The sequence below is a fragment of the Mesorhizobium sp. M8A.F.Ca.ET.057.01.1.1 genome, assembly GCF_003952565.1.
Lineage (GTDB): Bacteria > Pseudomonadota > Alphaproteobacteria > Rhizobiales > Rhizobiaceae > Mesorhizobium.
Window position 1 is genome coordinate 1,964,772 of record NZ_CP034454.1, and the last position, 24,736, is coordinate 1,989,507.

The 24,736-nt window shown below is 63.1% G+C and carries 26 protein-coding genes and 1 pseudogene; 17 read left to right on the forward strand and 10 right to left on the reverse strand.

Annotation, left to right across the window (positions count from 1 at the left end; genetic code table 11):
• Position 1 precedes the first annotated feature (1 nt).
• From EJ077_RS08885 to EJ077_RS08895, 3 genes are all read right to left on the reverse strand, one after another.
• A complete protein-coding gene (locus tag EJ077_RS08885) occupies positions 2 to 1,150 on the reverse strand; it encodes an amidohydrolase (protein ID WP_208701267.1) in 1,149 nt (382 codons plus the stop codon).
• Between the two features lie 212 nt (positions 1,151 to 1,362).
• Positions 1,363 to 1,887: a hypothetical protein gene (locus EJ077_RS08890; RefSeq protein ID WP_208701269.1), complete on the reverse strand. Its 525-nt coding sequence runs from the start codon at positions 1,885 to 1,887 to the stop codon at positions 1,363 to 1,365.
• A 108-nt stretch (positions 1,888 to 1,995) separates the two neighbouring features.
• Positions 1,996 to 2,451, reverse strand: coding sequence for a hypothetical protein (locus EJ077_RS08895; protein ID WP_208701271.1), 456 nt, complete (start codon positions 2,449 to 2,451; stop codon positions 1,996 to 1,998).
• 169 nt (positions 2,452 to 2,620) lie between these two features.
• Between EJ077_RS08895 and EJ077_RS08900 the strand changes: the two genes are divergently transcribed.
• The 7 genes from EJ077_RS08900 to EJ077_RS08930 all read left to right on the forward strand — a co-directional run bounded on the left by EJ077_RS08900 (position 2,621) and on the right by EJ077_RS08930 (position 10,419).
• Positions 2,621 to 3,481: an FAD binding domain-containing protein gene (locus EJ077_RS08900; RefSeq protein WP_208701273.1), complete on the forward strand. Its 861-nt coding sequence runs from the start codon at positions 2,621 to 2,623 to the stop codon at positions 3,479 to 3,481.
• A complete protein-coding gene (locus EJ077_RS08905) occupies positions 3,481 to 3,957 on the forward strand; it encodes a (2Fe-2S)-binding protein (RefSeq protein WP_127277000.1) in 477 nt (158 codons plus the stop codon). Before EJ077_RS08900 ends, EJ077_RS08905 begins: the two co-directional genes overlap by 1 nt.
• Position 3,958: 1 nt before the next feature.
• Positions 3,959 to 6,223, forward strand: a complete 2,265-nt coding sequence (locus EJ077_RS08910; protein ID WP_208701275.1) for a xanthine dehydrogenase family protein molybdopterin-binding subunit — start codon at positions 3,959 to 3,961, stop codon at positions 6,221 to 6,223.
• A 19-nt stretch (positions 6,224 to 6,242) separates the two neighbouring features.
• Positions 6,243 to 6,503, forward strand: a complete 261-nt coding sequence (locus tag EJ077_RS08915; RefSeq protein WP_208701277.1) for a MoaD/ThiS family protein — start codon at positions 6,243 to 6,245, stop codon at positions 6,501 to 6,503.
• Between the two features lie 315 nt (positions 6,504 to 6,818).
• Entirely contained in the window at positions 6,819 to 8,018 is a 1,200-nt protein-coding gene (locus EJ077_RS08920; RefSeq protein WP_208701278.1) for an ABC-three component system protein, read from the forward strand.
• Positions 8,015 to 8,521 carry an ABC-three component system middle component 5 gene (locus EJ077_RS08925; RefSeq protein ID WP_208701280.1) on the forward strand — a complete coding sequence of 169 codons (507 nt, stop codon included), beginning with the start codon at positions 8,015 to 8,017 and terminating at the stop codon, positions 8,519 to 8,521. Before EJ077_RS08920 ends, EJ077_RS08925 begins: the two co-directional genes overlap by 4 nt.
• A 53-nt stretch (positions 8,522 to 8,574) precedes the next feature.
• Positions 8,575 to 10,419, forward strand: a complete 1,845-nt coding sequence (locus tag EJ077_RS08930; protein WP_208701282.1) for an AAA family ATPase — start codon at positions 8,575 to 8,577, stop codon at positions 10,417 to 10,419.
• Between the two features lie 169 nt (positions 10,420 to 10,588).
• Here EJ077_RS08930 and EJ077_RS08935 read toward each other — a convergent pair whose 3' ends face one another.
• From EJ077_RS08935 to EJ077_RS08945, 3 genes are all read right to left on the reverse strand, one after another.
• Positions 10,589 to 11,611, reverse strand: coding sequence for an ornithine cyclodeaminase family protein (locus tag EJ077_RS08935; protein ID WP_245458693.1), 1,023 nt, complete (start codon positions 11,609 to 11,611; stop codon positions 10,589 to 10,591).
• A 66-nt stretch (positions 11,612 to 11,677) separates the two neighbouring features.
• Positions 11,678 to 12,124 carry a DOPA 4,5-dioxygenase family protein gene (locus tag EJ077_RS08940; RefSeq protein ID WP_208701284.1) on the reverse strand — a complete coding sequence of 149 codons (447 nt, stop codon included), beginning with the start codon at positions 12,122 to 12,124 and terminating at the stop codon, positions 11,678 to 11,680.
• Between the two features lie 72 nt (positions 12,125 to 12,196).
• Positions 12,197 to 12,358 carry a hypothetical protein gene (locus EJ077_RS08945; RefSeq protein ID WP_208701286.1) on the reverse strand — a complete coding sequence of 54 codons (162 nt, stop codon included), beginning with the start codon at positions 12,356 to 12,358 and terminating at the stop codon, positions 12,197 to 12,199.
• A 45-nt stretch (positions 12,359 to 12,403) separates the two neighbouring features.
• On the opposite strand from EJ077_RS08945, the gene EJ077_RS08950 reads away from it, so the two are divergent.
• The gene (locus EJ077_RS08950; protein ID WP_208701288.1) at positions 12,404 to 12,547 is read left to right on the forward strand and encodes a hypothetical protein; all 144 of its coding nucleotides are present in this window, start codon (positions 12,404 to 12,406) and stop codon (positions 12,545 to 12,547) included.
• A gap of 11 nt (positions 12,548 to 12,558) precedes the next feature.
• Here the strand turns inward: EJ077_RS08950 and EJ077_RS08955 are convergent, their stop codons facing one another.
• The 3 genes from EJ077_RS08955 to EJ077_RS08965 form a co-directional block, all read right to left on the reverse strand.
• A complete protein-coding gene (locus EJ077_RS08955) occupies positions 12,559 to 14,892 on the reverse strand; it encodes a cation:proton antiporter (protein ID WP_245458694.1) in 2,334 nt (777 codons plus the stop codon).
• 100 nt (positions 14,893 to 14,992) lie between these two features.
• Complete coding sequence (locus EJ077_RS08960) at positions 14,993 to 15,685, reverse strand: DUF2270 domain-containing protein (RefSeq protein ID WP_208701289.1); 693 nt, start codon at positions 15,683 to 15,685, stop codon at positions 14,993 to 14,995.
• 52 nt (positions 15,686 to 15,737) lie between these two features.
• Entirely contained in the window at positions 15,738 to 16,961 is a 1,224-nt protein-coding gene (locus EJ077_RS08965; RefSeq protein WP_208701291.1) for an MFS transporter, read from the reverse strand.
• Positions 16,962 to 17,059: 98 nt separating this feature from the next.
• Between EJ077_RS08965 and EJ077_RS08970 the strand changes: the two genes are divergently transcribed.
• From EJ077_RS08970 to EJ077_RS09010, 9 genes and pseudogenes are all read left to right on the forward strand, one after another.
• Positions 17,060 to 17,968 carry a LysR family transcriptional regulator gene (locus EJ077_RS08970; RefSeq protein WP_208701293.1) on the forward strand — a complete coding sequence of 303 codons (909 nt, stop codon included), beginning with the start codon at positions 17,060 to 17,062 and terminating at the stop codon, positions 17,966 to 17,968.
• A gap of 152 nt (positions 17,969 to 18,120) precedes the next feature.
• The gene (locus EJ077_RS08975) at positions 18,121 to 18,852 is read left to right on the forward strand and encodes a gamma-glutamylcyclotransferase (protein WP_208701295.1); all 732 of its coding nucleotides are present in this window, start codon (positions 18,121 to 18,123) and stop codon (positions 18,850 to 18,852) included.
• Positions 18,853 to 18,938: 86 nt separating this feature from the next.
• Positions 18,939 to 19,261, forward strand: a pseudogene (locus tag EJ077_RS08980) (ArsR/SmtB family transcription factor).
• Positions 19,258 to 19,689: an SRPBCC family protein gene (locus EJ077_RS08985; protein ID WP_208701297.1), complete on the forward strand. Its 432-nt coding sequence runs from the start codon at positions 19,258 to 19,260 to the stop codon at positions 19,687 to 19,689. The pseudogene EJ077_RS08980 and the gene EJ077_RS08985 overlap by 4 nt, the downstream one beginning before the upstream one ends.
• Before the next feature lie 78 nt (positions 19,690 to 19,767).
• On the forward strand, positions 19,768 to 20,160 hold the full coding sequence (locus tag EJ077_RS08990) for a VOC family protein (RefSeq protein WP_208701299.1): 393 nt from the start codon (positions 19,768 to 19,770) through the stop codon (positions 20,158 to 20,160).
• Positions 20,161 to 20,199: 39 nt separating this feature from the next.
• The gene (locus tag EJ077_RS08995) at positions 20,200 to 20,421 is read left to right on the forward strand and encodes a hypothetical protein (protein WP_135867369.1); all 222 of its coding nucleotides are present in this window, start codon (positions 20,200 to 20,202) and stop codon (positions 20,419 to 20,421) included.
• Between the two features lie 6 nt (positions 20,422 to 20,427).
• A complete protein-coding gene (locus EJ077_RS09000; protein ID WP_208701301.1) occupies positions 20,428 to 20,862 on the forward strand; it encodes a DUF1801 domain-containing protein in 435 nt (144 codons plus the stop codon).
• 33 nt (positions 20,863 to 20,895) lie between these two features.
• Complete coding sequence (locus tag EJ077_RS09005) at positions 20,896 to 21,294, forward strand: DUF1801 domain-containing protein (RefSeq protein ID WP_208701302.1); 399 nt, start codon at positions 20,896 to 20,898, stop codon at positions 21,292 to 21,294.
• Positions 21,295 to 21,623: 329 nt separating this feature from the next.
• Complete coding sequence (locus EJ077_RS09010) at positions 21,624 to 22,724, forward strand: acyltransferase family protein (protein ID WP_208701304.1); 1,101 nt, start codon at positions 21,624 to 21,626, stop codon at positions 22,722 to 22,724.
• A gap of 29 nt (positions 22,725 to 22,753) precedes the next feature.
• Here EJ077_RS09010 and EJ077_RS09015 read toward each other — a convergent pair whose 3' ends face one another.
• Positions 22,754 to 24,736 (reverse strand): glycoside hydrolase family 127 protein, encoded by a 1,983-nt coding sequence (locus EJ077_RS09015; protein ID WP_208701306.1) that lies wholly within the window; start codon positions 24,734 to 24,736, stop codon positions 22,754 to 22,756.

The following is a 24,736-nucleotide window of genomic DNA, read 5'->3' on the forward strand; positions in this document are numbered from 1 at the left end:
ATCAGCCGAGAAGGTTGCGCGCCGTGCGCATGAAGATCTTCGAGCCGATCGGGATCAGGTCGTCGGGAAAGTCATAGTCGGGATTGTGCAGGGCGGGGTGGCGTTCGCCGGCGCCGAGGAAGAACATCGCCGACGAAGCGCTGTGGCCGAACAGGCCGAAATCTTCCGAGGCGCGCATCGGCAGGGCTTCCTCGCCATGCGTGACGCTCTCTTCGTCTAGGGCGCGCCGCAGATGTTCGACGGCGTCGGGCGCGTTGACGCTGGCGACGAAGATCTCGTGATAATCCCAACTGGCGGAGAGGCCGTGCCGGCCGGCAATCTCCTTGACCAGCGTTTCGGCGGCGGCGCAGAGGTCCGCCATGCGCTCGTCGCGGCGGGTGCGCAGCGTCGCCCAGACCTCGGCATGGGCGGGCGCGATGCCGAACACGGCTTCGCCCATCCGCGCATGGGTGACGGTGACCATGGAGAAGTCGTCATCGGCAAAGGTCGCGCGGCCGAGCGCGGGCAGAGCCGGCATCAGCTCCGAGATCGCCGGCATGGGCGAGGTTCCGGTCTCGGGCATGGAGGAATGCGCGGTCTTGCCTTCCAGCAAGATGCGCATGCCGCGCGAGGCGCAGTTGACCACGCCGGGCTTGAGCCTGACCTCTCCGAACGGCACGCCGGGCAGATTGTGCAGCGAGAAGGCGAAATCCGGCGCGATCTCGCCGAAGCGCGGATCGGCGACGACGCCGGCCGCGCCATTGCCGGTTTCCTCCGCCGGCTGGAACATCAGCACGACGCGGCCGCTGGCCGGCCGCTCGCGGCCGAACTGGCGGCCAAGGGCTGCCAGGATCGCGGTGTGTCCGTCATGGCCGCACATATGCGACTTGCCCGGCACTTGCGATGCATGCGGCACGCCCGACAGTTCCTTGATCGGCAGTGCGTCGAGTTCCGAACGAAACAGGACGGTCGGTCCGTTTTTGCCGCTGTCGTAGATGGCCGCGACGCCGTGTCCGCCGAGCCCGGTCAGCACCTTGTCCGGCCCGGTGTCGGCGAGGAAGGCGACGACCTCTTTCGCCGTCTTCTCCTCCTCGTTCGAGATTTCCGGCTGCCGGTGCAGCTTGCGCCGCCACCCGGTCAGTTCGACGATGTCGCGATTGGTCAGGGTCATGGTTTTTCGGCCTCCGCTGCAGCCCTCATGGCACGCCCGGCCGCATGAGAAACTGATGACGAATTGCTAGCGACAAATGGCCGGGTCCGCCACGGTCCAAGTTCCGGGCTTCGGCGGGCCAGAAACGCGATACCCGGCCGAGCAGCCAGTGATCCCGCCGAGCGCGGCACATGCAAACGTCAGGCTGGTGCCGAAGATCGTCTTGCCAATGTTCATTGTGTATCCCGCGTTGTTGCCGGGCCGACAGGGGAAGCGGCACGCCAGGCCAACGCGGCCAGGACGACAACCGCTATATGGGTGAGGGCCGTCAGTCCGGCGAGGCCTGCGACGCTTGCGTTGGCCCGATCGAGTTGCAGGAACACCTCCCGGCCATCGAGAATTGCGGCGACCCCCGCAAGCACGATAGCCAGCAAAAGCGTCGCGTTTCCAAAAGGTGCAACGAGCCCAAAGCGCATCACGGCGACGGCGAGCAAGATTGAAACAGCCACGAACCCCCATACCAGGCGAGAATCTTCGAGGTTCATGCCAAGAAACGTCGGCTCGGCATGACCGCTCGTTTCGCTGGTCGCGGCGTTGTCTTGATGTTTTGGGTTGGAGCTCTCGCCAGCTTCATCATGACCGCCCTGTTCCTGGGACTCGGCCGCCTCGTCATGGGCAACCACGCCAGCGGGCTCCCGATGCCCGGTGCCTTCCATCCACACGGCAGCGGCAAAGAAAAGCGCCGATATCGCCAGCATTGCCGACGTCCAACGGATGAGGGCGACGCGATTTCCGAAAAGATCTATCGGCGAGATCGCTCGCCGGCACCGGGGTGTGTCGTGCGGGGCGTCCGCCCGCGAAGTGCCTTACCGCACGCGGTTGGGGCAGAGCGCCTTGAACTGATCCAGCGTGTAGTCGTAACCGGAAGCGCCCGAGCCATCCAGCACCACGTTCTCCTCGACAGCCTTGATGAGGTAGTCCGTCGTCACCTCCGTGCCCTTGTTGCGGCCCTGGAAGATCATGCTGGCGCCATAGAAGGTGGTGAACTCGCCGGTCTTGCAGTTGGCGGTGATCTCGAAGTGAAGCGGCGATGCCATTTCCTCGTCGACGCAAGCCTTGGTGAAATCGTGGCCATACTCGCGGCAGAAGATGGTTGCGTACCGCCTGTTGTGTTTGGCCACGATGCTGGCGTGGGTGGAGCCAATGCCTGACTTCTTGACGATGGTGAGGGCCATGCCCACCCTGGCGCCGTAATAGATCGAGGCTGCCTGCGCCGCGGTCGGCAGCGTCAAGGCGGCCAGCACAACCAACAGATGTCGCATCGAAGCTCCTCCCTTTGGCCGGGAGGATCGGCGCCCAGCAAGGCGCGGTCAAGACCCCTGCACCAGCGCCCGCGCCATCTGGCCCAATCGCCTCGGCCTACCAACCGGATGGTCATTATGAGACGATTGTTTATAACGGTCGCTGAAATCGCCATACCAAGGGGAGACGATGCGCTACATACGTCCGCTTTCAATCGAAGACGCCGTCGGCCAACTGGCCGGATCGGCCGGTCCGGCCGCCATCCTTGCCGGAGGCAGTGACCTCCTGGTGAGGATGAAGGGCGGCTTTGTCGAACCCGAACTGATCATCGACATCAAGTCCATCGCCGGCCTGCGCGACATCAGGGAAACCGCCGACGGCTTCAGCATCGGTGCCGCCGTGCCTTGCGCGGTGCTGGGCGAGAACGCCGCGCTGAAGAAGGCGTGGCCAGGCGTCGTCGAGGCGGCGAAGCTGATCGGTTCCAAGCAGGTGCAGGGACGCTGCACGATCGTTGGCAATCTGTGCAACGCCTCGCCGGCGGCAGACAGCGTGCCGGCACTGGTGGCGGCGGGCGCCAGGGCGGTGGTTGTCGGCCCGTCGGGCAAGCGCACGATTGCCGTGGAGACCGTGCCGACCGCACCGGGCCGGACATCGCTCGCCAAGGGCGAGATCATCGAGGCGATCCTGCTCGGCAGCCAAGCGCCGCGCTCGGCCGATGCGTATCTCAGGTTCATTCCGCGCACGGAGATGGACATCGCCGTGGTCAGCGCCGGCGTCAACCTGACGCTGGACGAGGCCGGCGTCGTGACGGCGGCCCGCGTGGCGATCGGCGCCGCGGCGCCGACCGTGCTTTTGGTGGAAGAAGGGGCCGAGGCCCTGGTCGGCCGCAAGCTCGACGAGGCAGCGCTGGAGCGGCTGGCCAAGGTCTGCGCCGGGGCCTGCCGCCCCATCGACGACAAGCGCGGCACAATCGAATTCAGGCGCAAGGTTGCGGGCGTGCTGGCCAGCAGAGCCGCACAGACCGCCTATGCACGTGCAGGAGGCAAATGATGGCTGGCGTAGCGGTTTCAACCACGATCAACGGCGACACGATTGAATATCTCTGCCAGCCCGACGAGACGCTGCTCGACGTGCTGCGCGACCGGCTCGGCCTGACCGGCGCCAAGGAAGGCTGCGGCACCGGCGACTGCGGCGCCTGCAGCGTCATCCTCGATGACCGGCTGGTGTGTTCGTGCCTGGTGCTCGGCGCGGAAGCGGAAGGCCGCCGCATCGAGACGGTCGAAGGCATGGCGCATGGCGACAAGCTGCACCCGCTGCAGCAGAAGTTTTTGGAGCATGCCGCGCTGCAATGCGGCATCTGCACGCCCGGCTTCCTGATCGCGGCCAAGGACCTTTTGGCCAAGAACCCCGACCCGACCGAGGAGGAAATCCGCTTCGGCCTGGCCGGCAATCTCTGCCGCTGCACCGGCTATGACAAGATCGTGCGCGCCGTCCAGGACGCGGCAATCGTGATGAAGGGAGCCTGAGATGAATTTCGATCCGCGTTTTTCGGGGCGTAAATTCGCTTCCGTCGGCACGCGCCCGATCCGTCCCGACGGCGTCGACAAGGTGACCGGCCGCGCCCGCTACGGCGCCGACTTCAACATGGCCGGCCAGCTGGTCGGCCGCGTGCTGCGCAGCCCGCACGCGCATGCCAAGATCAGGAAGATCGACACCTCGAAGGCGGAAGCGCTTTCGGGCGTGAAGGCGGTGATCACGGCGAAAGACCTGCCCGATCTTACCGATGGCGATGCCGCCATGTACGACATCCTCGACAATTGCATGGCGCGCACCAAGGCGCTCTATGACGGCCATGCGGTGGCCGCCGTCGCCGCGATCGATGCCCGCACGGCCAGGCAAGCGCTGAAGCTGATCGTGGTCGACTACGAGGTGCTGCCGCATGTCACCGATGTCGACGAGGCGATGCAGCACCATGCCCCGCTGATCAACGACGCGGTGTTCACCGAGGGGCTTGAGGAAAAGCCGGTCAAGCCATCCAACGTCACCAAGCGCTCGCAGTTCGGCCATGGCGACGTGCATCAGGGTTTCGGCCACGCCGATTTCATCGTCGAGCGCTCGTTCAAGACCGAGCAGACGCACCAGGGCTATATCGAGCCGCATGCCTGCGTGGCCAATGTCAGCACCGACGGCACGGCGGACCTCTGGGTCTGCACGCAGGGCCATTTCGTCTACCGCCAGCACTGCGCGCAACTGCTCGGCATGGAAGCCTCGAAGCTGCGCGTCACCTCCTCGGAGATCGGCGGCGGCTTCGGCGGCAAGACCCATGTCTGGGCCGAGCCGGTGGCGCTCGCTTTGTCGCGCAAGGCCGGCCGCCCGGTGAAGCTGGTGATGACCCGCGACGAGGTGTTCCGCGCCTCCGGCCCGACCAGCGCCACCTCGATCGACGTCAAGATCGGCGCCCGCAAGGACGGCACGATCACGGCGGCGGAAGCCACGCTGCGCTATTCCGCCGGCCCCTATGCCGGTTCATGGGCCGAGATCGGCGCCATGACGGCGTTCGCCTGCTATAAGCTCGATAACGTCAAGACCGTCGGCTACGAAGTGCTGGTCAACCGGCCGAAGACCGCCGCTTACCGCGCGCCCTCGGCGCCGATGGCGGCCTTCGCGGTGGAAAGCGCGGTCGACGAGCTCGCCAAGGAGCTCGGCATGGATCCGGTCGAGTTCCGCATCAGGAACGCCGCCCAGGAAGGCACGCGCTCGTCCTACGGCCCGGTCTACGGCCCGATCGGCATCGGCCCGACGCTGGAAGCGGTGAAGAACCATGCGCACATGAAGGCGCCGCTGAAAGAAAACCAGGGGCGTGGCATGGCTTGCGGCTTCTGGTTCAATTTCGGCGGCCAGACCTGCGTCGACCTGAACATCGGCATGGACGGCTCTGTCTCGCTCGCGGTGGGTACCGTCGACGTGGGCGGTTCCCGCGCCTCGCTGTCGCTGGTGGCGGCGGAGGAACTGGGCATCGACTATTCCCAGCTCAAGGCTATCGTCGCCGACACGTCGAGCCTCGGCTACAACGACATGACCGACGGCAGCCGCGGCACCTTCTCCTCCTCCATGGCGACGATCTCGGCCGCCCGCAACGCGATCAAGATCCTGCGCGAGCGCGCCGCGCAGATGTGGGACATTTCGGTCGACGACGTGGTCTGGGAACAGGGCCACGCGGTCGCCAAGGGCGAGAAGCACGGCAATCTCGGCAAACTGTCGCTGAAGGAGATCGCGGCCAAGTCCGGCACCACAGGCGGGCCGATCGCCGGCCACAGCGAGCTCGTCGCCGACGGTGCCGGCGTCTCCTTCGCCACCCATATATGCGACGTCGAGGTCGACCCCGAGACGGGCGCGACCAAGGTGATCCGCTATACGGTGGTGCAGGATGCCGGCAAGGCGGTGCACCCGACCTATGTCGAGGGCCAGTACCAGGGCGGTGCCGCGCAAGGCATCGGCTGGGCGCTCAACGAGGAGTATATTTACGGCAAGGACGGCCGGCTGCAGAACGCCGGCTTCCTCGACTACCGCATCCCGGTGTGCTCCGACCTGCCGATGATCGACACGCAGATCCTGGAAATCCCCAACCCCAACCACCCCTATGGCGTGCGCGGCGTCGGCGAAACGTCGATCGTGCCTCCCCTGGCGGCGATCGCCAACGCGGTCTCGAACGCGGCCGGCGTGCGCATGACCCACATCCCGATGTCGCCGCCGCGCATCCTGGCGGCCATCGAGGCGGAACGGGAAGGGTAGGGCGAGGCTCCGGCGCGCGATGGTTGAAGTCACGCTCTGGGGCGCGCTCAGCCAGCTTGCCGGGGGCAAGAGCAAGGTCGAGGTCGAGGCCAAGGACATCAGGGAACTGTTCAGGAAACTGGCTGAACAGTATCCCGGATTTGAGCCCTGGATCGATCGCGGGATCGCGGTGGCGATCGACGGGACGATTTATCGGGATACGTGGAGCAAGGAGCTGCCGGAAGGGGCGGAGATTTTTTTGCTGCCGAGATTGGCGGGGGGTAGTGGGGCGAGCCGCTAAGGACCACCGCATCCCGCTCTGTAGGCAAACCATACCGACCGATGGCGGACCTGCGCCGCGAGAATAAGGCGCTCAGCCCTTTGAATGCCCTATAATTTACTGTGGCAAGATATCCCCGCTCGAGGCTCGGTCAGATCTATTCCGAAACTAACTATCGAAGCGCAGACAAAACGAGGGCATGACTTCATAGGTCGCGGCATCTTCCAGCACCATAGCCTGGGCCGACAAGGAATGTGAGCATTGGGGTCACGGTAGGCTTGAAATACCTCGACAATACTTTAAGCTTGTATATCCATTGCCCCATTGAGATTCAGTGTGTCCGCCAGTTCTAATTTTTTCGCTACCATCGCGGCTAACGGCGGTGCAGTCGACGTCATTTTTGTGCACGGTCTCTCTGGAGATCCCGTGGACACCTGGACTTTTGAGGGTTCAAGCGAGGTCGAGGGTGGATATTGGCCGCACTGGTTAGCCAAAGACATTCCACAGCTTAATCTTTATACACTTGGTTTCCCGGCAAGTGTCTTTGCCCAATGGGCGAAGAAGGAGATGAACTTATACGATCGAGCCAAGAATGTTATCGAAACACTCGCCAGCTATGATTTTGGCAATAGGCCTATTGTTTTTATATGTCACAGTCTTGGTGGGTTGCTGGTCAAGCAGATAATTAGAACCGCAAGGGAGTCAACGGACGAGGACTGGCAGAACATCGGTGAGCAATGTCTCGGAGTTATCTTTATTGCTACCCCGCACAGCGGATCCAGTTTGGCGAATTTACTTAAGTTCTTCGTTAAAGGTTTTACGTCGGTTCATGTTGAAAAGCTTATAAATGATAATTCCGAACTAAAGGAATTAAACGAGAGTTTTCGCGCGCATTGTCAAAGAACTTCACTGACAATTGCTATCTATCATGAAAAACATTTAACGAATAACGCGTTCCTTGTGGTCGATGAGAAGAGCGCGGACCCTGGTGTAAATGGAGCAATGCCCATCCCAATTGATGCTGATCACATTAACATTTGCAAACCGACGGATCGTAGCAGTCTAATCTACACCAGCATCAGGCATCGTATACGTAAATTGCTTCTCCTCGTCTGCTCCCCTGAGGCCACCGTCAATGACGCGTTCGCCGCCGACGATCTCGACGAGCCATCTGGCAGCGATAGGCGAGATCTGATGTCTAAAATGGTCGCCGCTGGGCGGGAGCATCAGTATGATTTCGCAAATGACTCTCAGAGCAAATTTGCACGCCCATTTCTCCGGACGGGGCTGAAGACATCAATATCGACAGTCTACAAGAGCTTACTTGCGGATATCGAACAACGCTTTCAAAGTCTTATCTTTTATCCCTTGATCTGTAATGATGCGGATGAAGCGACGGTCGCCGCTGCAATCCAAACCCAGATCGTTGATCCGCTCAGCCAAAAATATGCCCCCGAAAGTGCGACAGCAAAAACGATCATGAACGCGCTCTACTTTCTTACTGAGCGCTGTCATATTCGGTGGGATAAGCCGTGACATATCGGTTGTGGTATGCGCAGCTTGATCTGTTCGACACGGCCCGCCGGTACTTGGCACTGCTGTCGCATTGGAAGGGTGAGCCCCCGAATCGAGACCGACTCTTTGTTTCCGATTTTTATTTCGTCAATCCAAGTCTGCTTCATCTTACGCATATGAGCGCTGACGTGCGGCGCACCTTTACCGCGTTGCGCATCCCGAAACCCGACGAAACCTTCATTCAATATCCCTCCCCACCAATTCTTTATACCAAAATGGGTGGAATCCAGACGCTAGCGCTCCACAACCTTGTCGGAAAGGGTCTGGTCGAATTGGAGCCCGTCAACCGAGACAGGTATGGCCTCAGTGAGCACGGCCGTGATCTAGTATCTCAGCTAGGTTATCAACTGGTTTTGCCTGGAGAAGAAGAGATTCTAAATTTCCTAGTGACAGACTACGTCGCTATTGGACAAGGCAAGGGCGGCCTCCGCTCAATGACCGGATTGCGAAGGATCGGTACTTAAACGTGGTTTCTTTTTTAGCGCTCAAAAGACTTCGTGTTACCCGGGGGAAAGAGGTGGCCTACGATGAGCTATTCCATCGTGGCATCAACATTATAAGGGGTGAGAACGGATCAGGGAAATCTACAATTGCTGATTTCATATTCTATGGACTTGGCGGCGAGTTTGATCGGTGGAAGGACGCCGCGAGGAATTGCTCAGCGGTTCGCATAGAGGTTGAAACAGAACATTCAATACTCACGCTTCATCGGGCAGTCGGAAGCAAACAGGAGCCTATACTTGTCTACTACGGCTCGCTGGAAGAGTCTTTAGACAAGGGTATCGATGATTGGCAGCGTGTCCCCATCCGGCGCCCACCCAGTGGGCTGGATTTGTCGTTTACGCAGATAGCTTTCCGAGCGGCTGGAATCCCAGACGCACCGAACGCGGCCAATTCCAATATTACCATGCATCAGTTGCTTCGACTGCTTTATGCTGATCAGCAGACCCCACCCGGTAAGCTTTTTCGGTTCGAGAGCTTCGATACCCGTGAAATACGCGAGACGGTTGGACAACTTGTTATTGGCGTCAACGGATATGACCTCTACGAGAGTCTCATCAAACTGAGAGAGGCCAAAGCCGACTACGCCGAAAAGGACCGCCTTTATAAAGCTGCGATTCTATCCTTGCCGAGTCCGGAAGGGCTGACTTCAGTTGCAATTCTGGACACGCGGCTCGGCGAACTGAATACTCGAAAGGTGCGGATCGCAAACGAGATTCGCAATGTTGATTCAATTATTGAGGAAGATCAAGCCAAAGAGTTTGTGGCCGAACGCAAAGTAATGAGGCGACGACTTCAGAAGCTGGCGGGAGAACTTCAAGGATCTGAACAGCGTTTGAGTGATCTTGAAGGCGAGCAGGGAGAGATTAATCAATTCGTAGAGCACCTCGAACAACAGTTAGCCGCCCTCGGTGCCGCAGAGAATTTGTCGTTCCGGTTGGGAACCATCGAGTTCCAATATTGTCCTGCGTGCCTGAAACCGCTTTCGGACAAGCAAGCTCAACATTGCATAGTTTGTGATGAGATCATCGATGAAGACAAGGCAAAGTCCAAATATTTTGAACTGAAGGTGGATCATGAACTTCAGATCAGAGAGTCGCGGCAACTTCTGACCATGAAGGCGGCAGAAGTGGAGAGGTTGCAAAGTGAAGTCAGGACTCTGCGGCGGGCCTACTCCTCAACGATGGCCGATTTTTCGTCGCGGTATGACGTCAGCAATTCTCCACGCGAAGCCTACCTTGCCGAACGATACAAATTGCTAGGCGGGCTCGAACGGGAAGCCGAGTATATGGAGGAACTTCGCGCCACTCTTCAACGGATAGATGAGCTATCGGTGCAGCGGTCAACGCTCAATGATGAGATTGCATTGCTTGAGGCTAAAATCAAGCGGCTCGAGGCATCTTATATGGCGCGAGTTGCGAAGGCAATGAATTTGGTCGGCACGATTGGCAAGCGAATTCTGACAAAGGATCTCAAAAGACAGGAGGCTTTTGAGAATCCTACAGCCTTTTCTGTCAATTTTGGCGATGATGCGATGTTGGTTGACGGAAAGATGAACTTTGCAGAAAGTAGTAATGTTGTTTTGAAGAACACAGCAATATTGTCTCTACTATTAGCTGCATCGTATGATGCTGATTTTTGGCATCCGAAATTTCTTCTCATGGATAACATCGAAGATAAAGGTATGGAAGAGAAGCGGAGTCACAACTACCAACGGATTCTTATTGAAGAGTCGAAAAATGCGAAATTTCCGCACCAAATTATATTTACGACCTCGATGCTTGATCCGACATTGGAGCCAAGTGGGTTAACAGTTGGACCGCACTACACGAGGCAAATGAAGACATTGGCGAACGTCTAGAAGGCGCCGGCCCACTCGCCAGTGCAGGAGATAAGCAACGCCGACGACCTCGCGACGTGGCGCGAAGCGGTGGGCATTGCATGTCCTTTTCGTGACGACACCTGCCCGTTGTTGGTCGCCACCCTTCACACCACGTCGAATCCGTATCACCTCCAGCGCCTCTTCTACCTCACCGTCCTCCCGCGCGGCCCTGACGCAATCGCGAACCGAAACCCGCTTCGCGCTCCCTACGTTCCCCCAGCCGCCTTCGCCCGCACATACGCCAACCCCGCCACCGCCAGATCCCCAACCGCCAGCCCCCGAAAAACAAACGCCGTCGTCTCGCCCGGCCCTCCCGCCCCGCAAAATCGCCGCAAACTAAACCCGTCAGGTCACCCACAACCAGTGCAGGATCAACCATCGGCTTGGCCATATTTCGCTCCTGCTCCAGATCGTCGACGATGATGCGGTCGAAGCGGGGCATCGTCTCGGCCAGCCAGGGGAGGGCCTGGTCGGTCATCACGGTGAAGCTTCCCGGCTTCAGCCAGTTGGCGTCGAGGAACGGTTCGGGTTTGGGCACCAGGGTCACTGTCGTCACCACCATGTCGGCGCCTTCGATCGCGGCCTGTGCCGTGTCGCAGGGGATTGCTTGCAGCCCGCTCGAGCGCGCCATCTGGCACAGCGCGTCGCGGTTGGCGGTGCCGCGGCCGAAGGCGCGGATTTCGCGCAAGAGGAAGAGGTCGGCGAAGGCTTCGAGGTGGCCTCGGGCCTGCACGCCGCAGCCGATGAAGGCCAGGGATGACGCGTCGCTTCTCGCCATGCGCCTGGCGGCGACGGCGCTCAAGGCGGCCGTGCGTTTTTCGGTCACCCAGTTGCCGTCGACCAGGGCAAGCGGCAGGCCGGTTTCGGCGTCGAGCAGCGTGATCAGCGAATTGAGCGTGGGCAGTCCGCGCCCGGCGTTGCGCGGATTGACGACCAGCGATTTCGTGGCGAGCACCGGCGGCGTCGACGCAACGCCAAGCGTCGCCATGATGTAGCGGTCGTCGCCCGGCAGCACGACCGCCTTCGGCGCGCACCAGACTTCGCCCCGCCTCTGGCCTGATATCTGGCGTTCGATCTCGTCGACCATGTCGACTGTCGAGATCGACAGGCGGTCGAGCAGCGCGGCCGACAGATAGGGCAAGGTTTCGGCGGCCAAGGGTTGGTTGTTCATCTGGTCATTCCCCATGGGATCATCAAATCGTCGCGAGACCCCCTCATCGCGGGTCTGGACGCCCTCTCAGGCTTCCAGCGTCGGCTCCGTATTCACCTCCAGCGCATCTTCCGCCTCATCCTCTTCCCCCAGCACCTCGCCATGCACGCCCAATGCCTTTCCGATCCAGATCGGGTCGACCAGATGGTCGCGCTTGGGGTTGGTGGTGTTTGGGTGGATGAGGATGCTGAGGCCGCCATGGTTCAGCATCAGCCAGGGCACCAGCGTGGCGAAGATTTCGGTGGCGAAGGAGACCTGGTACATGGCCTGTTCGTGCGGGCCGACCGGCTCGTCGCGCCAACTGCCCAGGCGCACGCGAAAACGTTCGCCGATGCGCTGGCGCAGCCATTCGGCGTATTGGCGCTGGGCGGCGTCGCCGTAATAGATATGGGCGTGGTAGCTGGCGATCTCGGCGAGTTGTCTCGGGCTGGGCGGCCGGGGTTGCCCGGCCGGCGTTGAACTGGCTTTGCTCATCTCGATCCTCCCCCTGGTGACGCCCCCGAGGGAACTGTAGCCGAAGCGCGGGCGGCTTGTCTGTAGCCCTGCTCAGCCGGCGCGTTTCCAGCAGGCGATGACATGGCCGGGCTCGACTTCGCTCGCATCGCGCAAGGCATCGGCGCTTTCGAACAAGGCGACAAATAGGCTGTGGGCGCCGCGCAATGGTCGGCTATTCGATCGAATTTCTTTACAACCCGTTAATTCGGCCATGCATCAATAAGCATCCGCTAATTATCGGTGCGCGTGGGGTACGCAATGACCAAAAATCTCGGCAATGCACGCTATGTGCCGCCCAAGGACACAAGCATTTCCTTGTTCAGCAAGGTCGCGCCGGCGCTGTTCCCGCTCGTCGCGGCGGCGCTGGGCTACATGATCGGGCGGCAGTTCCTCGGCCTGTAGGACCGCAGACATCAGGCGCCGGTCTCGGCTGTCGCCTCCTCGGCGCCGGCTTCGGCTCGCCTGACGCGATCGCTCGCCAGAAGCACGACAGGGCAGGCGACGGCGGCCAGCACGGCGGTCGCCGTGTCGCCGAAGAACAGCTCTTCGCCCGGCCGTTGGGTGACGCCCATCACCACCATCGCCGCGCCCTTGGCCGCTTCCCTGGCGATCGCTTGGTCGGGCGTGGCGCGCGTTCTGATGGCGGTCTCGACGGCGACGCCATAGCGGTCGGCGAGATCGGCGACATCCTTGAGCACGGCCTCCTCGCGGCGGTGCGAAACCGAGCTTGGCCGGCTGCCCTTGCGGGCCTGCGAGACGTAAAGGACTTTTACGTGGGCCCGGTGCGGCCGCGCCAGGGCCAGCGCGAAATCGGCGGCGCGCCGCGCCACCTCGGTGCCGTTGACGGGAACCAGAATGGTCGCGCCGGCACGCAGCATCGGCATCTTGCCGCTGGATTTGGCGCCATTCAGCACCAGGCAGAGCGGGCCGTCGAAGCCGCTGGTGATATCGTTCAGCGTGCCGCTGAAGGTGCCTCTGTCGGTCAGCGCGTTGTCGAGCCCGACCAGCAGAAGGCCGTAGCCCTTGCGGGCCTCGGCGGCGATGGTCTCGGTGGTGGCTTCAGCCTCGGCGCGGGCCGTGAGGTGGACCTCGTCGACGGGCGTATCCTCGGCCTTGCGGACAGCCCTGGCGCTTCTGGCCGCCGCCTTCTTGACCTGTTTCGAGGCCCGCTCGGGACCTTTGTCGCGGGCAGGGCCGGGCAGTTTGCCGTCCTCGAGGTGAAGCAGCGTGGTCGGCATGCCGCTGCCGCCGCCGACGAGGCCGGCGAGATAGGCGGTGAACTTGCCGACCGGGCTGTCGTCGACGAGCAGCAGCAATCGCTCCAGCTTCGAGACGAAGCCGTGTTCGTCGAGCAGTTCGCGCTCGACGCGCTGCTTTTCCGCATCGCCGACCGGCAGCCGGCCGAGCGCCCAGCGCAGCATTGGCGGCATGGCGAGCGTGGTGATGACGGCCATGGTGACGATCATGGTGAACAGATTGTGCGACAGGATGTTCATCGACAGGCCGATCGAGGCGACGATGACCTCGGTCGAGCCGCGCGCGTTCATGGCGCTGCCGACGGCGATGGCCTCCCTCAGCGACATGCCGGCCAGCCGGCCACCGAGGAAGGCGCCCGAGAATTTGCCGATGCTGGCGATCAGTACCAGCGCTAGCGTCAGCAGCGCCAGAGTCGGGTCGGCAAGCACGGTGAGGTTTGCGGACAGGCCGGCCATGCCGAAGAACACCGGCATGAACAGCGCCGTGATGACGCCGCGCAGCTGGCCTTCGATGTGGTCGGACAGGATCGGCGATTCCCCGACCAGTATGCCGGCGACGAAGGCGCCGAGCACGGTGTGGACGCCGATCAGATTGGTGATCAGCGCCATCACGCCCATGATGATGAGGATGACGGTGACGACGGCATACTCGCTGCGGAAGGAGTCGTTGCTCCAGCGGATCAGGGTGAACACCACGCGGCGGCCGATGGTGAAGGAAAACACCATGAACAGCGCCACTTCGGCCACCGTGATGATGAGCGGCAGCACCTGCAGGCTGCCATTGGTGGCGATGCCGAAGGTGACGGCGATGATCAGCCAGCCGATCGTGTCCTCGATGATGGCGGAGGAGACGATGACCTGGCCGAGATTGCGGCGCATGAAGTTCATTTCGCGCACCACCATGGCGACGATCTTGACCGAGGAGATCGACAGCGCCGTGCCGAGGAACAGTCCGGCGACGATGCGCTCACTCGGCTCGGGCAGAAGGGAATCCGGCAGCGCCTGCGCGAGCGCGAAGCCGCAGGCAAAGGGCACGACGACGCCGGTGATCGAGATCGAGAAACAGGCCGCGCCCACCCGCCGCACGAGGCGCAGATCCGTCTCCATCCCGGTAAGCAGGAGAAGCAGCAGGATGCCGAGCTGCGAGACGGCATCGATCATGCTTTTCTGCGCCGGGTCGGTGGAGAAGATCAGATGCTGGGCGTCGGGCCATATCCAGCCGAACAGCGACGGCCCGAGCAGGATGCCGCCGATCAGCTGGCCCATGATCGCCGGCTGGCCATAGCGCTGGAAGATTTCGCCGAGGCCACGGCCGACCAGAAGCAGGAGCACGATCTCGGCGACGAATAGTCCCTCCGCCGAGCCGCCGATGCCCGAGGCGTGGCCGGCCGGCTGCGCGGCCAGCGCGTGGTGTGCCGGCGCCAGAACGAAAATGGCCAGCGAAAGGGCGGCCGCTGTACCGTGCGGCCTCATTGCCGATGGATGGATCATGGGTCCCTTCAAGACGCCGCCGCGGACTGACCATCACAACGCGCGGCCGACGTTTGTGTTGCAGCCATCCGTCGCGAGTTGTTGGCGTCCGGCATCGAGGTCAGACGTGGACGTCGCCGAAGGAGAGTTCGCCGTCGTCGCCCGGCGTCAGGAAGGCGGCCGCCAGCAGGCCGGCATAGAGGAGGGCAACCACGGCGACGATGGCCGCGCCCGGGATGGGACCGAGCGCCGCCGCGCCGACGGCCTCGCGCATTGTGCCGACAAAACCGACCGGCACGCCTTGATCGATCAGGCTCGGGGTCGACAGTTTGAGGACCCAGGCGAGCAACAGGATCAGCATCATGTGCAGGTAGTTGCGGCGCAGACGGCGCGCCAGCGCAACGCGCTGCGAAACCAGGAATTTTGGGGTGCGCAGGCTCTCACCGACGACCAGCAGCCAGTCGGAGGCGAAATCGGGCTGCGGCGAGAAGATCTGCGCGAAATAATGGCGCTCGAACTGGCGCACGCGGGCGCGGTAAACGTCGAAAAAGCGGTAGCGGCGCGCCTCGATCCACAACAAAAGCAGCACCAGCAGCATGGCGAACAGCAGCACGCCGTGATGGGCGCTGGCCGTCGACAGCGACACCGACAGCATCGCCGCGACAACGGTGATCGCCCAATTGCTGGTGCGATCGAGGCGGTCACGCCAGCCGGCCATACGGGCGATCTCGGCGCGATGGAAATGGGACATAACGGTGACCAGTTCGCCTGGCGAAAGCGGTCTGCCGACGGGCGTTGCCGGCGCATCGTTCATGACTTCCTCCCAACCGACAACGCTTATGAGGCAATGTCGTTCCGGCTGGCGGTCATTCCGGGCCGCCGATCCAGTCGACCAGCAGTGCGACGAGCCCAAAGCCGCCGCCGATGGCGCAGACCGCCGGCCACCCGGCCCAGGCCCAGGCAACACCGGCCAGCAATGAGCCGATGGCGCCGCCGATGAAGAAGATGCCGACGAACAGGCCGTTGAGGCGGCCGCGCGCCTCGGGCCGCAGCAGGTTGATGGCGCGGCGGCCGAGCGTCTGATCGCCGGTGACGCCGATATCGAGCAGCACGGCGCTGATGCCCATCGGCACGAGCGGCGTCCAGGACGTTCCGGACAAGGAGGAGCCGGCCCAGGCCGCGAGCGCCAGCGCGCCGATCAGCACGAGATGGCAGAAGATGGTGGCGGATCGCGTCCAGCCATGGTCGCCGGCGCGGCCAAACAAAGGCGTGACCACCGCACCGCCGGCGCCGACGAGCGCGAACAGCGCGATACCGCGCTGGCCAAGGCCGAAGGGTGGCTGCGCGAGGCGCAGGGCGACCGCCGTCCAGAACAGGCTGAACGCCGCCATCACCAGCGCCGCCGTCAGCGCGCGGCGCCGCAGCACCGGCTCCTCGCGCAGCAGATGGAACAGTGAAGCAATCAGCTTGCCATAAGACGATCCCGCCACCGGCCGCCGGCGCGGCAGCGTGAAGGCGAGCACGATGGCGAGCAGCGTCAGGGCGGCGGCGCTGAGGCCGTAGAAGGCGCGCCAGCCCAAGGCGTCGGCGACGAGGCTTGCCAACGGCCGCGCCAGCAGGATGCCGATCATCAGCCCGCTCATCACGTCGCCGATGACGCGGCCGGCCTCGCCGGGCGGGGCCATCGAGGCGGCGATCGGAACCAGAATCTGGATCGCCGAACAGGCGGCGCCGAGCACGAACAGGACGATCAGCAGCGAGGCGATGGTGGGCGCCAGCGCCGCCACGCCGGCCGCCAATGCCGCCGCGACCAGCATGCGCAGGATCAGGGTGCGGTTCTCGGCGAGATCGGCCATCGGCACCAGGAAGAACAGGCCGGCGGCATAGCCGAGCAGCGTCGCCATGGCGACAAGGCCAACGCTCGCGGCGCCAGCGCCGAGCGACGGGCCGATCAGCCCAACCAGTGTCTGCGGCGCGAACAGGTTGGTGACGATGATGCCGGTGGAGGCGGCAAACAGCAGCGTCTGCGGGCCGGTGATGGTTTGAACCGGAAGCCGGCCGGTTGTTTGGCCGTCATTGGTATCGAGCATGAAGTCCTCAATAAAGCTGCATATCGGGCAAGGACTTTATGCCAAAGCTTTATCATGCTACAATTCAATAAATTCGATAATGATTATGCGAGGTGCGCATGAACATCCATGATCTCGAAGCCTTCGTCGCCGTGGTGGAAACCGGCTCGATCGTCGGCGCCTCGGCCAGGCTCAACCTCACCCAGCCGGGTGTCACGCGCCGCATCCAGAACCTCGAGGACGGGCTGGCGACGGCACTTCTCGACCGCCAGTCGAAGCCGTTGAAGCCGACCGCCTCAGGACGCGAGGCCTATGAGCATGGCCGCCGCGTGCTGCGTTCGCTGGAGGATCTGAAGGCCGGCGTCTCGCCGCAAGGCGAGGTCAAGGGCGAGTTCCGGCTGGGCATCATGCCCTATCTCTCGGACGCAGCACTTGCGCTGCCGCTCGACAGCCTGCGCGCGGCTTTTCCGCAACTGACGCTGCGCATCAGTTCGGGCTGGTCGCCAAGGCTGGTGGAGCAGGTGGCGCGCAGCGAGCTCGACGCGGTGGCGGTGTGCCTTGCCGAAGGCCTGGCGCCGCCGGACGAACTGGTCTGCGACGATCTCGGTGCGCAATCGGTGCTGCTGGTCGCGTCCCCCAGCCTTGGCGTGCCGAAACCGGCGAAACTTGCCGACCTGTCGCGCTTCGCCTGGGTGATGAACGAAAACGGCTGCGGTTTTCGCGCCTTCATCAAGCAGAGTTTCGAGGCCGCGAGGCTGCAGTTCCAGGTCGGTGTGGAGGCGCTCAGCGTCGACCTCAGAATGTCTCTCGTGGTGCGCGGCCACGGCATCGGCATCGTCACCCCGGGCGCTTTCGCCGACAGCCGCTGGCGCGACGCGGTGGAGGTGATCGACTGCCCCGACTTCAAGCCGCAAGTGCGCGCCTGGCTGCTGCACCGCCCGCCGGCCGGGCGGCTGGGGCGTCCGATCGCGCTGTTCCGCGACGCACTGATCGACGGGCTGAAGGTGCCGATGCCGCTGGTGTCGTAGGTGCGCGGGACGTTGAATATCGCCAGAATTTCTCGAATCCGACCAAGCTTCTGCGCGGAACTGCTCAAGTGCCGATTCCAGGTTCAAACGGTTCTGGCTCTTGAGAATCCCTCTGCCTTCGGCAACATGGCTGCCATGGCCGAGGCACGAAAATGAACAAGCCGATTTCCGCCGCACCGCGCAAACCCGCGCCACGCAAACCTCCGATGGCGCTGACCGAGGCGCTGGTGGCGCGCACCATGCGCTTGGTCGAGGATGCCGGGCCGACGCCAGGCATGGTCTATATGACCGACCAGGATTATACGCGGTTTCGCGACGACATCCTGGCCTCGGCACCCGCCGGGCCGCTGAAACTGTTCGCCTATGGCTCGCTGCTGTGGAAGCCGGCCGGCGAGGTGAGGGGCGGCGAACGGGCGGTGGCGCGGGGCTGGCACCGGTCATTCTGCTTCACCGTGCAGCGCTTTCGCGGCACGCTCGAGCAGCCCGGCCTGATGATGGCGCTCGACCGTGGCGGCCAGTGCCAGGGCATGGTGTTCGAGATCGCCGAGCCGGTTGCCGAAAATCTGGAGGCGCTGCTGCGCCGCGAAATGACCATCCTGCCCGCCGTCAACGTGCCGCGCTGGCTGCGGGTGAGGACCGAAGGCGGGATGAGCCGAGCGCTCGGCTTCGTCGTCGATCCCGCCAATTCGCGCTACGCCGGCAAACTGGACAAGCAGGCGGTCGCCGCGACGCTGGCGAGCGCCGTCGGCCACTGGGGTTCGGGCGCGCAATATCTGTTCGAGACGATCCGCCACCTCGACGCCTGCGGCATACGCGACCGCAATCTGTGGCAGCTGCAGGAGCTGGTGGCGCAGGAGATCCTGGGTGCCAATAGCACCATGTAGGCTCCTGCCCATCCAATCTTCCGCTTGACGAACATATATCTCTGTGGTTATACGTCAATCAATAGCCAACGGGTTATCGATCTCGGATGCCGGACGCTCATGACATGATATTCAGGACGCTCGCCGACCCGACAAGGCGGGCGATCTTCGAACGGCTGTGCCGCCAAGGGGAGCAGACGGTTGGGGCGCTGACGACACAGGCAGGCGTCTCGCAGCCGGCGGTGTCGAAGCATCTGGGGGTGCTCAAGCAGGGGGGCTGGTGCGCGACCGCCATGAAGGCCGCCAGACGCATTACAGCGCGCAGCTTGCCGCGTTGGCGCCGCTGATGGACTGGACGCGTGAGATGGCCGGGTTCTGGGAAAGCCGGTTCGACGACCTCGAGGATTTACTCAAAAGGATGGACCAGTGAACGATAGTGCCCAGGAGACCCGCACTGTCGTCGTCGAGCGGCAGATTTCCCATCCGCCTGAAAAACTCTGGCGCGCGCTGACGCAGCCGCATCTGATGGAGGAATGGCTGATGAAGAACGATTTCAGTCCGGTCGTCGGTCATCGCTTCAACATCAGCGCCGATTGGGGCGGCGTGCTCGACTGCGAGGTGCTCGCCGTCGAGCCGCACAGGACGCTCTCCTACACCTGGAACCTGGCGCATCAGGACCCGGCCTTCGATCTCAGGAGCGTGGTGACTTTCACGCTCACTCCGACGCCAACGGGAACCCATCTGCGCATGGAGCAGGCCGGTTTCCGGCCCGACCAGAGACGGGCCTATGGCGGCGCCAAAACCGGTTGGCCGCAATTCCTGCAGAAGCTGGAAGAGCTTCTGGCGCGAACGGACTGAGAGTTCCCGGCCAGGCTGAAAACCACACAGCAGTAGTACAGGGCGGTTCTGCGCCAGCAAAACCCATGGAGAAATGCGATGAAGATCAAACTGACCAGCATCTATGTCGACGATCAGGAAAAGGCGCTCGCCTTCTACACCGGCGTGCTCGGCTTCACCAAGAAGGCCGATTTCAGCAATGGGCCGTTCCGCTGGCTGACGGTCGTCTCGGCCGAAGAGCCCGACGGGACCGAATTGCAGCTGGCGCTGAACGACAACCCGGCAGCCAAAACCTACCAGCAGGCGATCTTCAGGCAGGGCCAGCCAGCGCTGATGCTGTTCACCGACGACATCAAGGGCGATCATGAGCGCATCAAGGCGAATGGCGGTGCCTTCGCCATGGCGCCGACCGCGGTGACCGGCTCAACCATCGCGCAGGTGAACGACGGCTGCGGCAATCTCATCCAGATCACGGAGCTGGCGCGCTGGTAAGGCGCCGGGTTTCAACGAATAGCGCAAGAGGAGGCAGAATTGGACTGGAGCAAATGGATACGGCAGGCGCATCGCTGGCTGTCGATGATTTTCACGATCACCGTTGCCGCGAACTTCGCCACCATGGCGTTCGGGCAGCCGCCCGCCTGGGTGGTCTATTCGCCGCTCCCGCCGCTCTTCCTTTTGCTGTTCAGCGGCCTCTATATGTTCGTGCTGCCCTATGTCGCGAAAGGGCGCGTCGCGCAGCGCGCCAACGGATAAGAACGGATGGCGAAATCGACCAAACCAGCCGCCAAGGCTGAGCCGAAGCTGCTTTCCGGCGGCAACCCGCGGATCGCCAAGGGCCATGGCGATGCGCCGGTGCAGGCCTATATCGCGGCCATGCCGGGCTGGAAGCGCGAGGTCGGCCAACGCCTCGACGCGCTCATCGAGCACGCCGTGCCAGGCGTCCGGAAGGCCGGCAAATGGAACTCGCCGCTCTATGGCGTCGAAGGGGAGGGCTGGTTCCTCGGCATCCATTGCTTCACGCAGTACATCAAGGTGGCTTTCTTTCGCGGCCAATCGCTGGACCCGGTGCCGCCGGGCCCGTCCAAGAGCGGGGATACGCGCTATCTCGACATCCGCGAGGACGACGGGTTGGACGAGGCGCGGTTCAGCGCCTGGGTGAAGCAGGCCAGCCAGTTGCCTGGCGAGCGCATGTAAGCGCTCTATCTGTCAGTTCGAAGGAGAAACATAATGACGACCACGGATGCGCAGGCGAGCAAATCTCCCTCCGAGCTGATCGACGGCAGGATCAGCGAACTGGGCGACTGGCGCGGCGAGATGCTCGCCAGGTTGCGCGCGCTGATTCATCAAGCCGATCCGGATGTGATCGAGACGTGGAAATGGCGCGGCGTGCCGGTATGGGAGGATGCCGGCATGATTTGCACGGGCGAGACCTACAAGGCCGTCGTCAAGCTTACCTTCGCCAAGGGTGCGGCGTTGCCCGATCCGGCGCGGCTGTTCAACTCCAGTCTCGAAGGCAACACACGGCGCGCCATCGACTTCCAGAAAGGCGAAGAGGTGGACGAGGAGGCCTTCAAGGCGCTGGTGCGCGCCGCCGTGGCTTTGAACAAGTCGAAGGCGCGAAGGTAGTCTGCCGCGTGATAGTCATCGCGCGTGACGGTCACCGTCGGCGCTGCCCCTCACTGTCCTGCCGGACATCTCTCCCCGTAAACGGGGCGAGAGTGGCTGCCGCAACGGCGCGCGTTTTTTTGCAACGCTGACAACAGCTTCCCTCTCCCCGTCACTATACGGGGAGAGGATGCCGGCAGGCAGGTGAGGGGCAGCGCCGACGATGAAAGCCGTAATAGTTTCGTCGCCGCGAGCGAGCAGCCGCGTTTACGATCTGGGAAGCTTGATGGTGCTAGATAGCGCCGGATGAAGGCTGGCCAGCCGGGCCGGCCGGTTTTGGATTCGCCGCCATGAACAGCAGCCCGATGCGCATGCCGTGGGTGGACACGGCCAAAGGCCTCTCGATCATCCTCGTGGTCATGATGTACTCGGCCTACAACACCGGCGAGTACACGGGCGGGGTGGGCTTTCTCCATTATGTCATCGGCTTCGCCACGCCGTTTCGCATGCCGGAATTCTTCCTGATCTCGGGGCTTTTCCTGTCGCAGGTGATCGACCGGCCATGGCGGCGCTATGTCGATCGGCGCGTCGCTCATTACCTCTATTTCTACGTGCTGTGGGCGATCATCTCGATCGGGCTGAAGATCGGCATCTTCAGCAGGGACCCCGCCGGCATGCTGCATGATCTCGCAATGGCCGTCGTGCAGCCCTATGGCGTGCTGTGGTTCATCTACATGCTGGCGGTGTTCGGCCTTGCCGCGAAACTGCTGCGGCAGTTTGCCGTGCCCGCCTGGATCGTCATCCCGATCGCGGCCTGCCTGCAGATGTGGGCACCGCATCCCGACAGCTACGCGGTCGAACAGTTCGCGGCCTATTTCGTCTTTTTCTACGTCGGCTTCGTCATGGCGCCGCTGGTGTTCAGGCTCGTCGAATGGACGCAGGCCCGCCCGGCGCTGGCCGTCGCCGGCTTGGCCTTGTGGGCGGTCGTGAACGGCCTGCTGGTCTATTCGCCGGGCTACGCCATGCAGCCGGTCGGCATGCAGATGGGCTTGGCGGCATGGCCGCCGCTGCATCTCACTTTGGCGGTCGCAGGCGCCGTGGCGCTGTGCGTGCTTGGCGGCTTCCTGTCGAAATTCCCCGCCATGGAATGGCTGCGCTGGCTGGGCGAGCACTCACTGGTCGTCTATGTCGCCTTCACCATCCCGATGTCGCTCTTCCGTGGCGCCGCACTCGCAAGCGGCCTCCTGACCGACACCGGCATGCTCAGCCTGGCCGTGCTGCTGGTCTCGACCATCAGCCCGGTGGTGCTCTACTTCATCGTCCAGCGCATCGATTTCGGCATGTTCCTGTTCGAGCGGCCAGCCTGGGCGCATGTCGACGACGGCAGCGCCGCGCAAGCTGCGTCGAAAACACCGCTGCCTGCCGCCGCCACCCAGTCAAGCCGGACATAACAAAGCCGCAAGAGGCCCTGCAGCCAACCTCAGCCGTCCCGCAGCCAGACCAGCATCTCGCCGGGCTCGCGGTTGTTCCAGGCGAAATAGGGGATGGCGGTCAGGCGCGTCTCGACCTTGGCCGGCGGTTCGGAGCGATAAAGCCCGTCCTGCCAGCCGTCGCCGGCATCGGCTTGCGCCGTGGCTGCAAGCGTCACCACGCCGCCGAGCAGGTCCGGTTCGTCATGCGCCTCGATGCCGGCTGTGCGCGGCAGGGTCAGTCGATGCAGGCTGGTGTCATTGTCGGTCGCCTCGACGCAGTAGATCAGCGGCCCGCGCGACAGCGCGACGCGGCCGGCATCCTGCCGCACCTCGGGATTGGCATAGAGCCGCTCGATCGGCATTTCGAGGTCGAGCCTGACACGGTCGCCTTTTTTCCAGCTACGGCGGATGGCGGCGTAGCCGTCGCTGGTCACGTCCTCGAGGTCGATCGCCTGGCCGTTGATTTCCAGCCTGGCAGCGGAGCTCCAACCCGGCACCCGCAGATGCAGCGTGAACTCCACTGGCGCCTGCGGCTCGACCGTGATCTCGACGGCGCCGTCCCAGGGATAGCGGCTCGCCTGCGTCAGCGTCACCGGCACCCCCGCTATGTCGAAGCGGGCGGTGGAGTCGCCATAGAGATGAACCGCCAGCGCATTGTCGGACAGGCTGTAGAAATAACTGCCGATTGAAGCGACCATACGGCCGACATTGGGCGGGCAGCAGGGGCAGCGGTGCCATTTCCATCTGTTGTGCCTGCCCCGGCTTTCCAGCGGGTTCTCGTAGAAGAACAGCGAGCCGTCGAGCGACAGGCCGGAGATGGAGCCATTATAGAGCGCGCGCTCCATCATGTCGGCGTAGCGGGCGTTCGGCCCCATGCCGAGCATGCGGCTGGCCCAGAACACCAGCCCGACCGAGGCGCAGGTCTCGGCATAGGCGGTTTCGTTGGGCAGGTCATAGTCGCTGGTGAAACCCTCATTGTGCGCGGAGGGACCGAGCCCGCCGGTGATGTAGAGGTTTTTCGTGGTGAGGTCGTCCCACAGCCGGTCGAGCGCCACACGCAGCGTGTCGTCGCCATACTCGGTGGCGATGTCGGCCATGCCAGAGTAGAGGTACATGGCCCGCACCGCATGGCCGACGACCTTGTCCTGCTCGCGCACCGGGATGTGCGACTGGCTGTATTCATAGGTCTTGAAATGATAGGCCTTCGGATCGGCGCCACGAGCGCGCGCCTCCTCGTCGAAATAATGCGGCTGCTGGCCACGCTGGTCGATGAAGTATTTGGCCAGCTCCATGTATTTCCGCTCGCCGGTCACCCGCGCCAGCTTGACCAACGCCAGCTCGATCTCCTCATGGCCGCAATAGCCCTTTTTCTTGCCGGGCTCGGGGCCGAGTACCGAGGCGATGTGGTCGGCATAGCGGCACATGATGTCGAGCAGCTTGCGCTTGCCGGTCGCCTGGTAGTAGGCGACCGCGCCCTCGATCAGGTGGCCGGCGCAGTAAAGCTCGTGGCAGTCGCGCAGATTGGTCCAGCGCTTGCCGGGCTGGATGCGCTGGTACCAGCTGGAGAGATAGCCGTCCTCCTGCTGCAGTCTGCCATACATGTCGATGACGGCGTCGATCTTCTTCTCCAGTTCGGGATTCTTGCGCCGGTAGAGCGAATAGGCCGCGGTCTCGATCGTCTTGCCGAGATCGGAATCCCAGAACATCTGCGTGGTCACCGTCGAGCCGGTGAAGCCGGGGGAGGCGGCCTCGTCGGGCGACGGCGAGTGGAAGGGAATGACGATGCCGGGCGAGGGACGGTCGGGATCGATCTGCTCCAGCATGCGCGCCTCCACGCAGCGGTCGTAAAGGATGTCGGCGGTGCGCGTCGCGACCGCCTCGGCGCGGTCGCCCCAGAAGCCGCGCACGTCGACCTGCGGCACCGGCAGCGGGCGGAAGGCGAGCTTGGGCCTGGCTGTGGTGGCGGGCCGGGGGGATGGCGATGCTGTCAT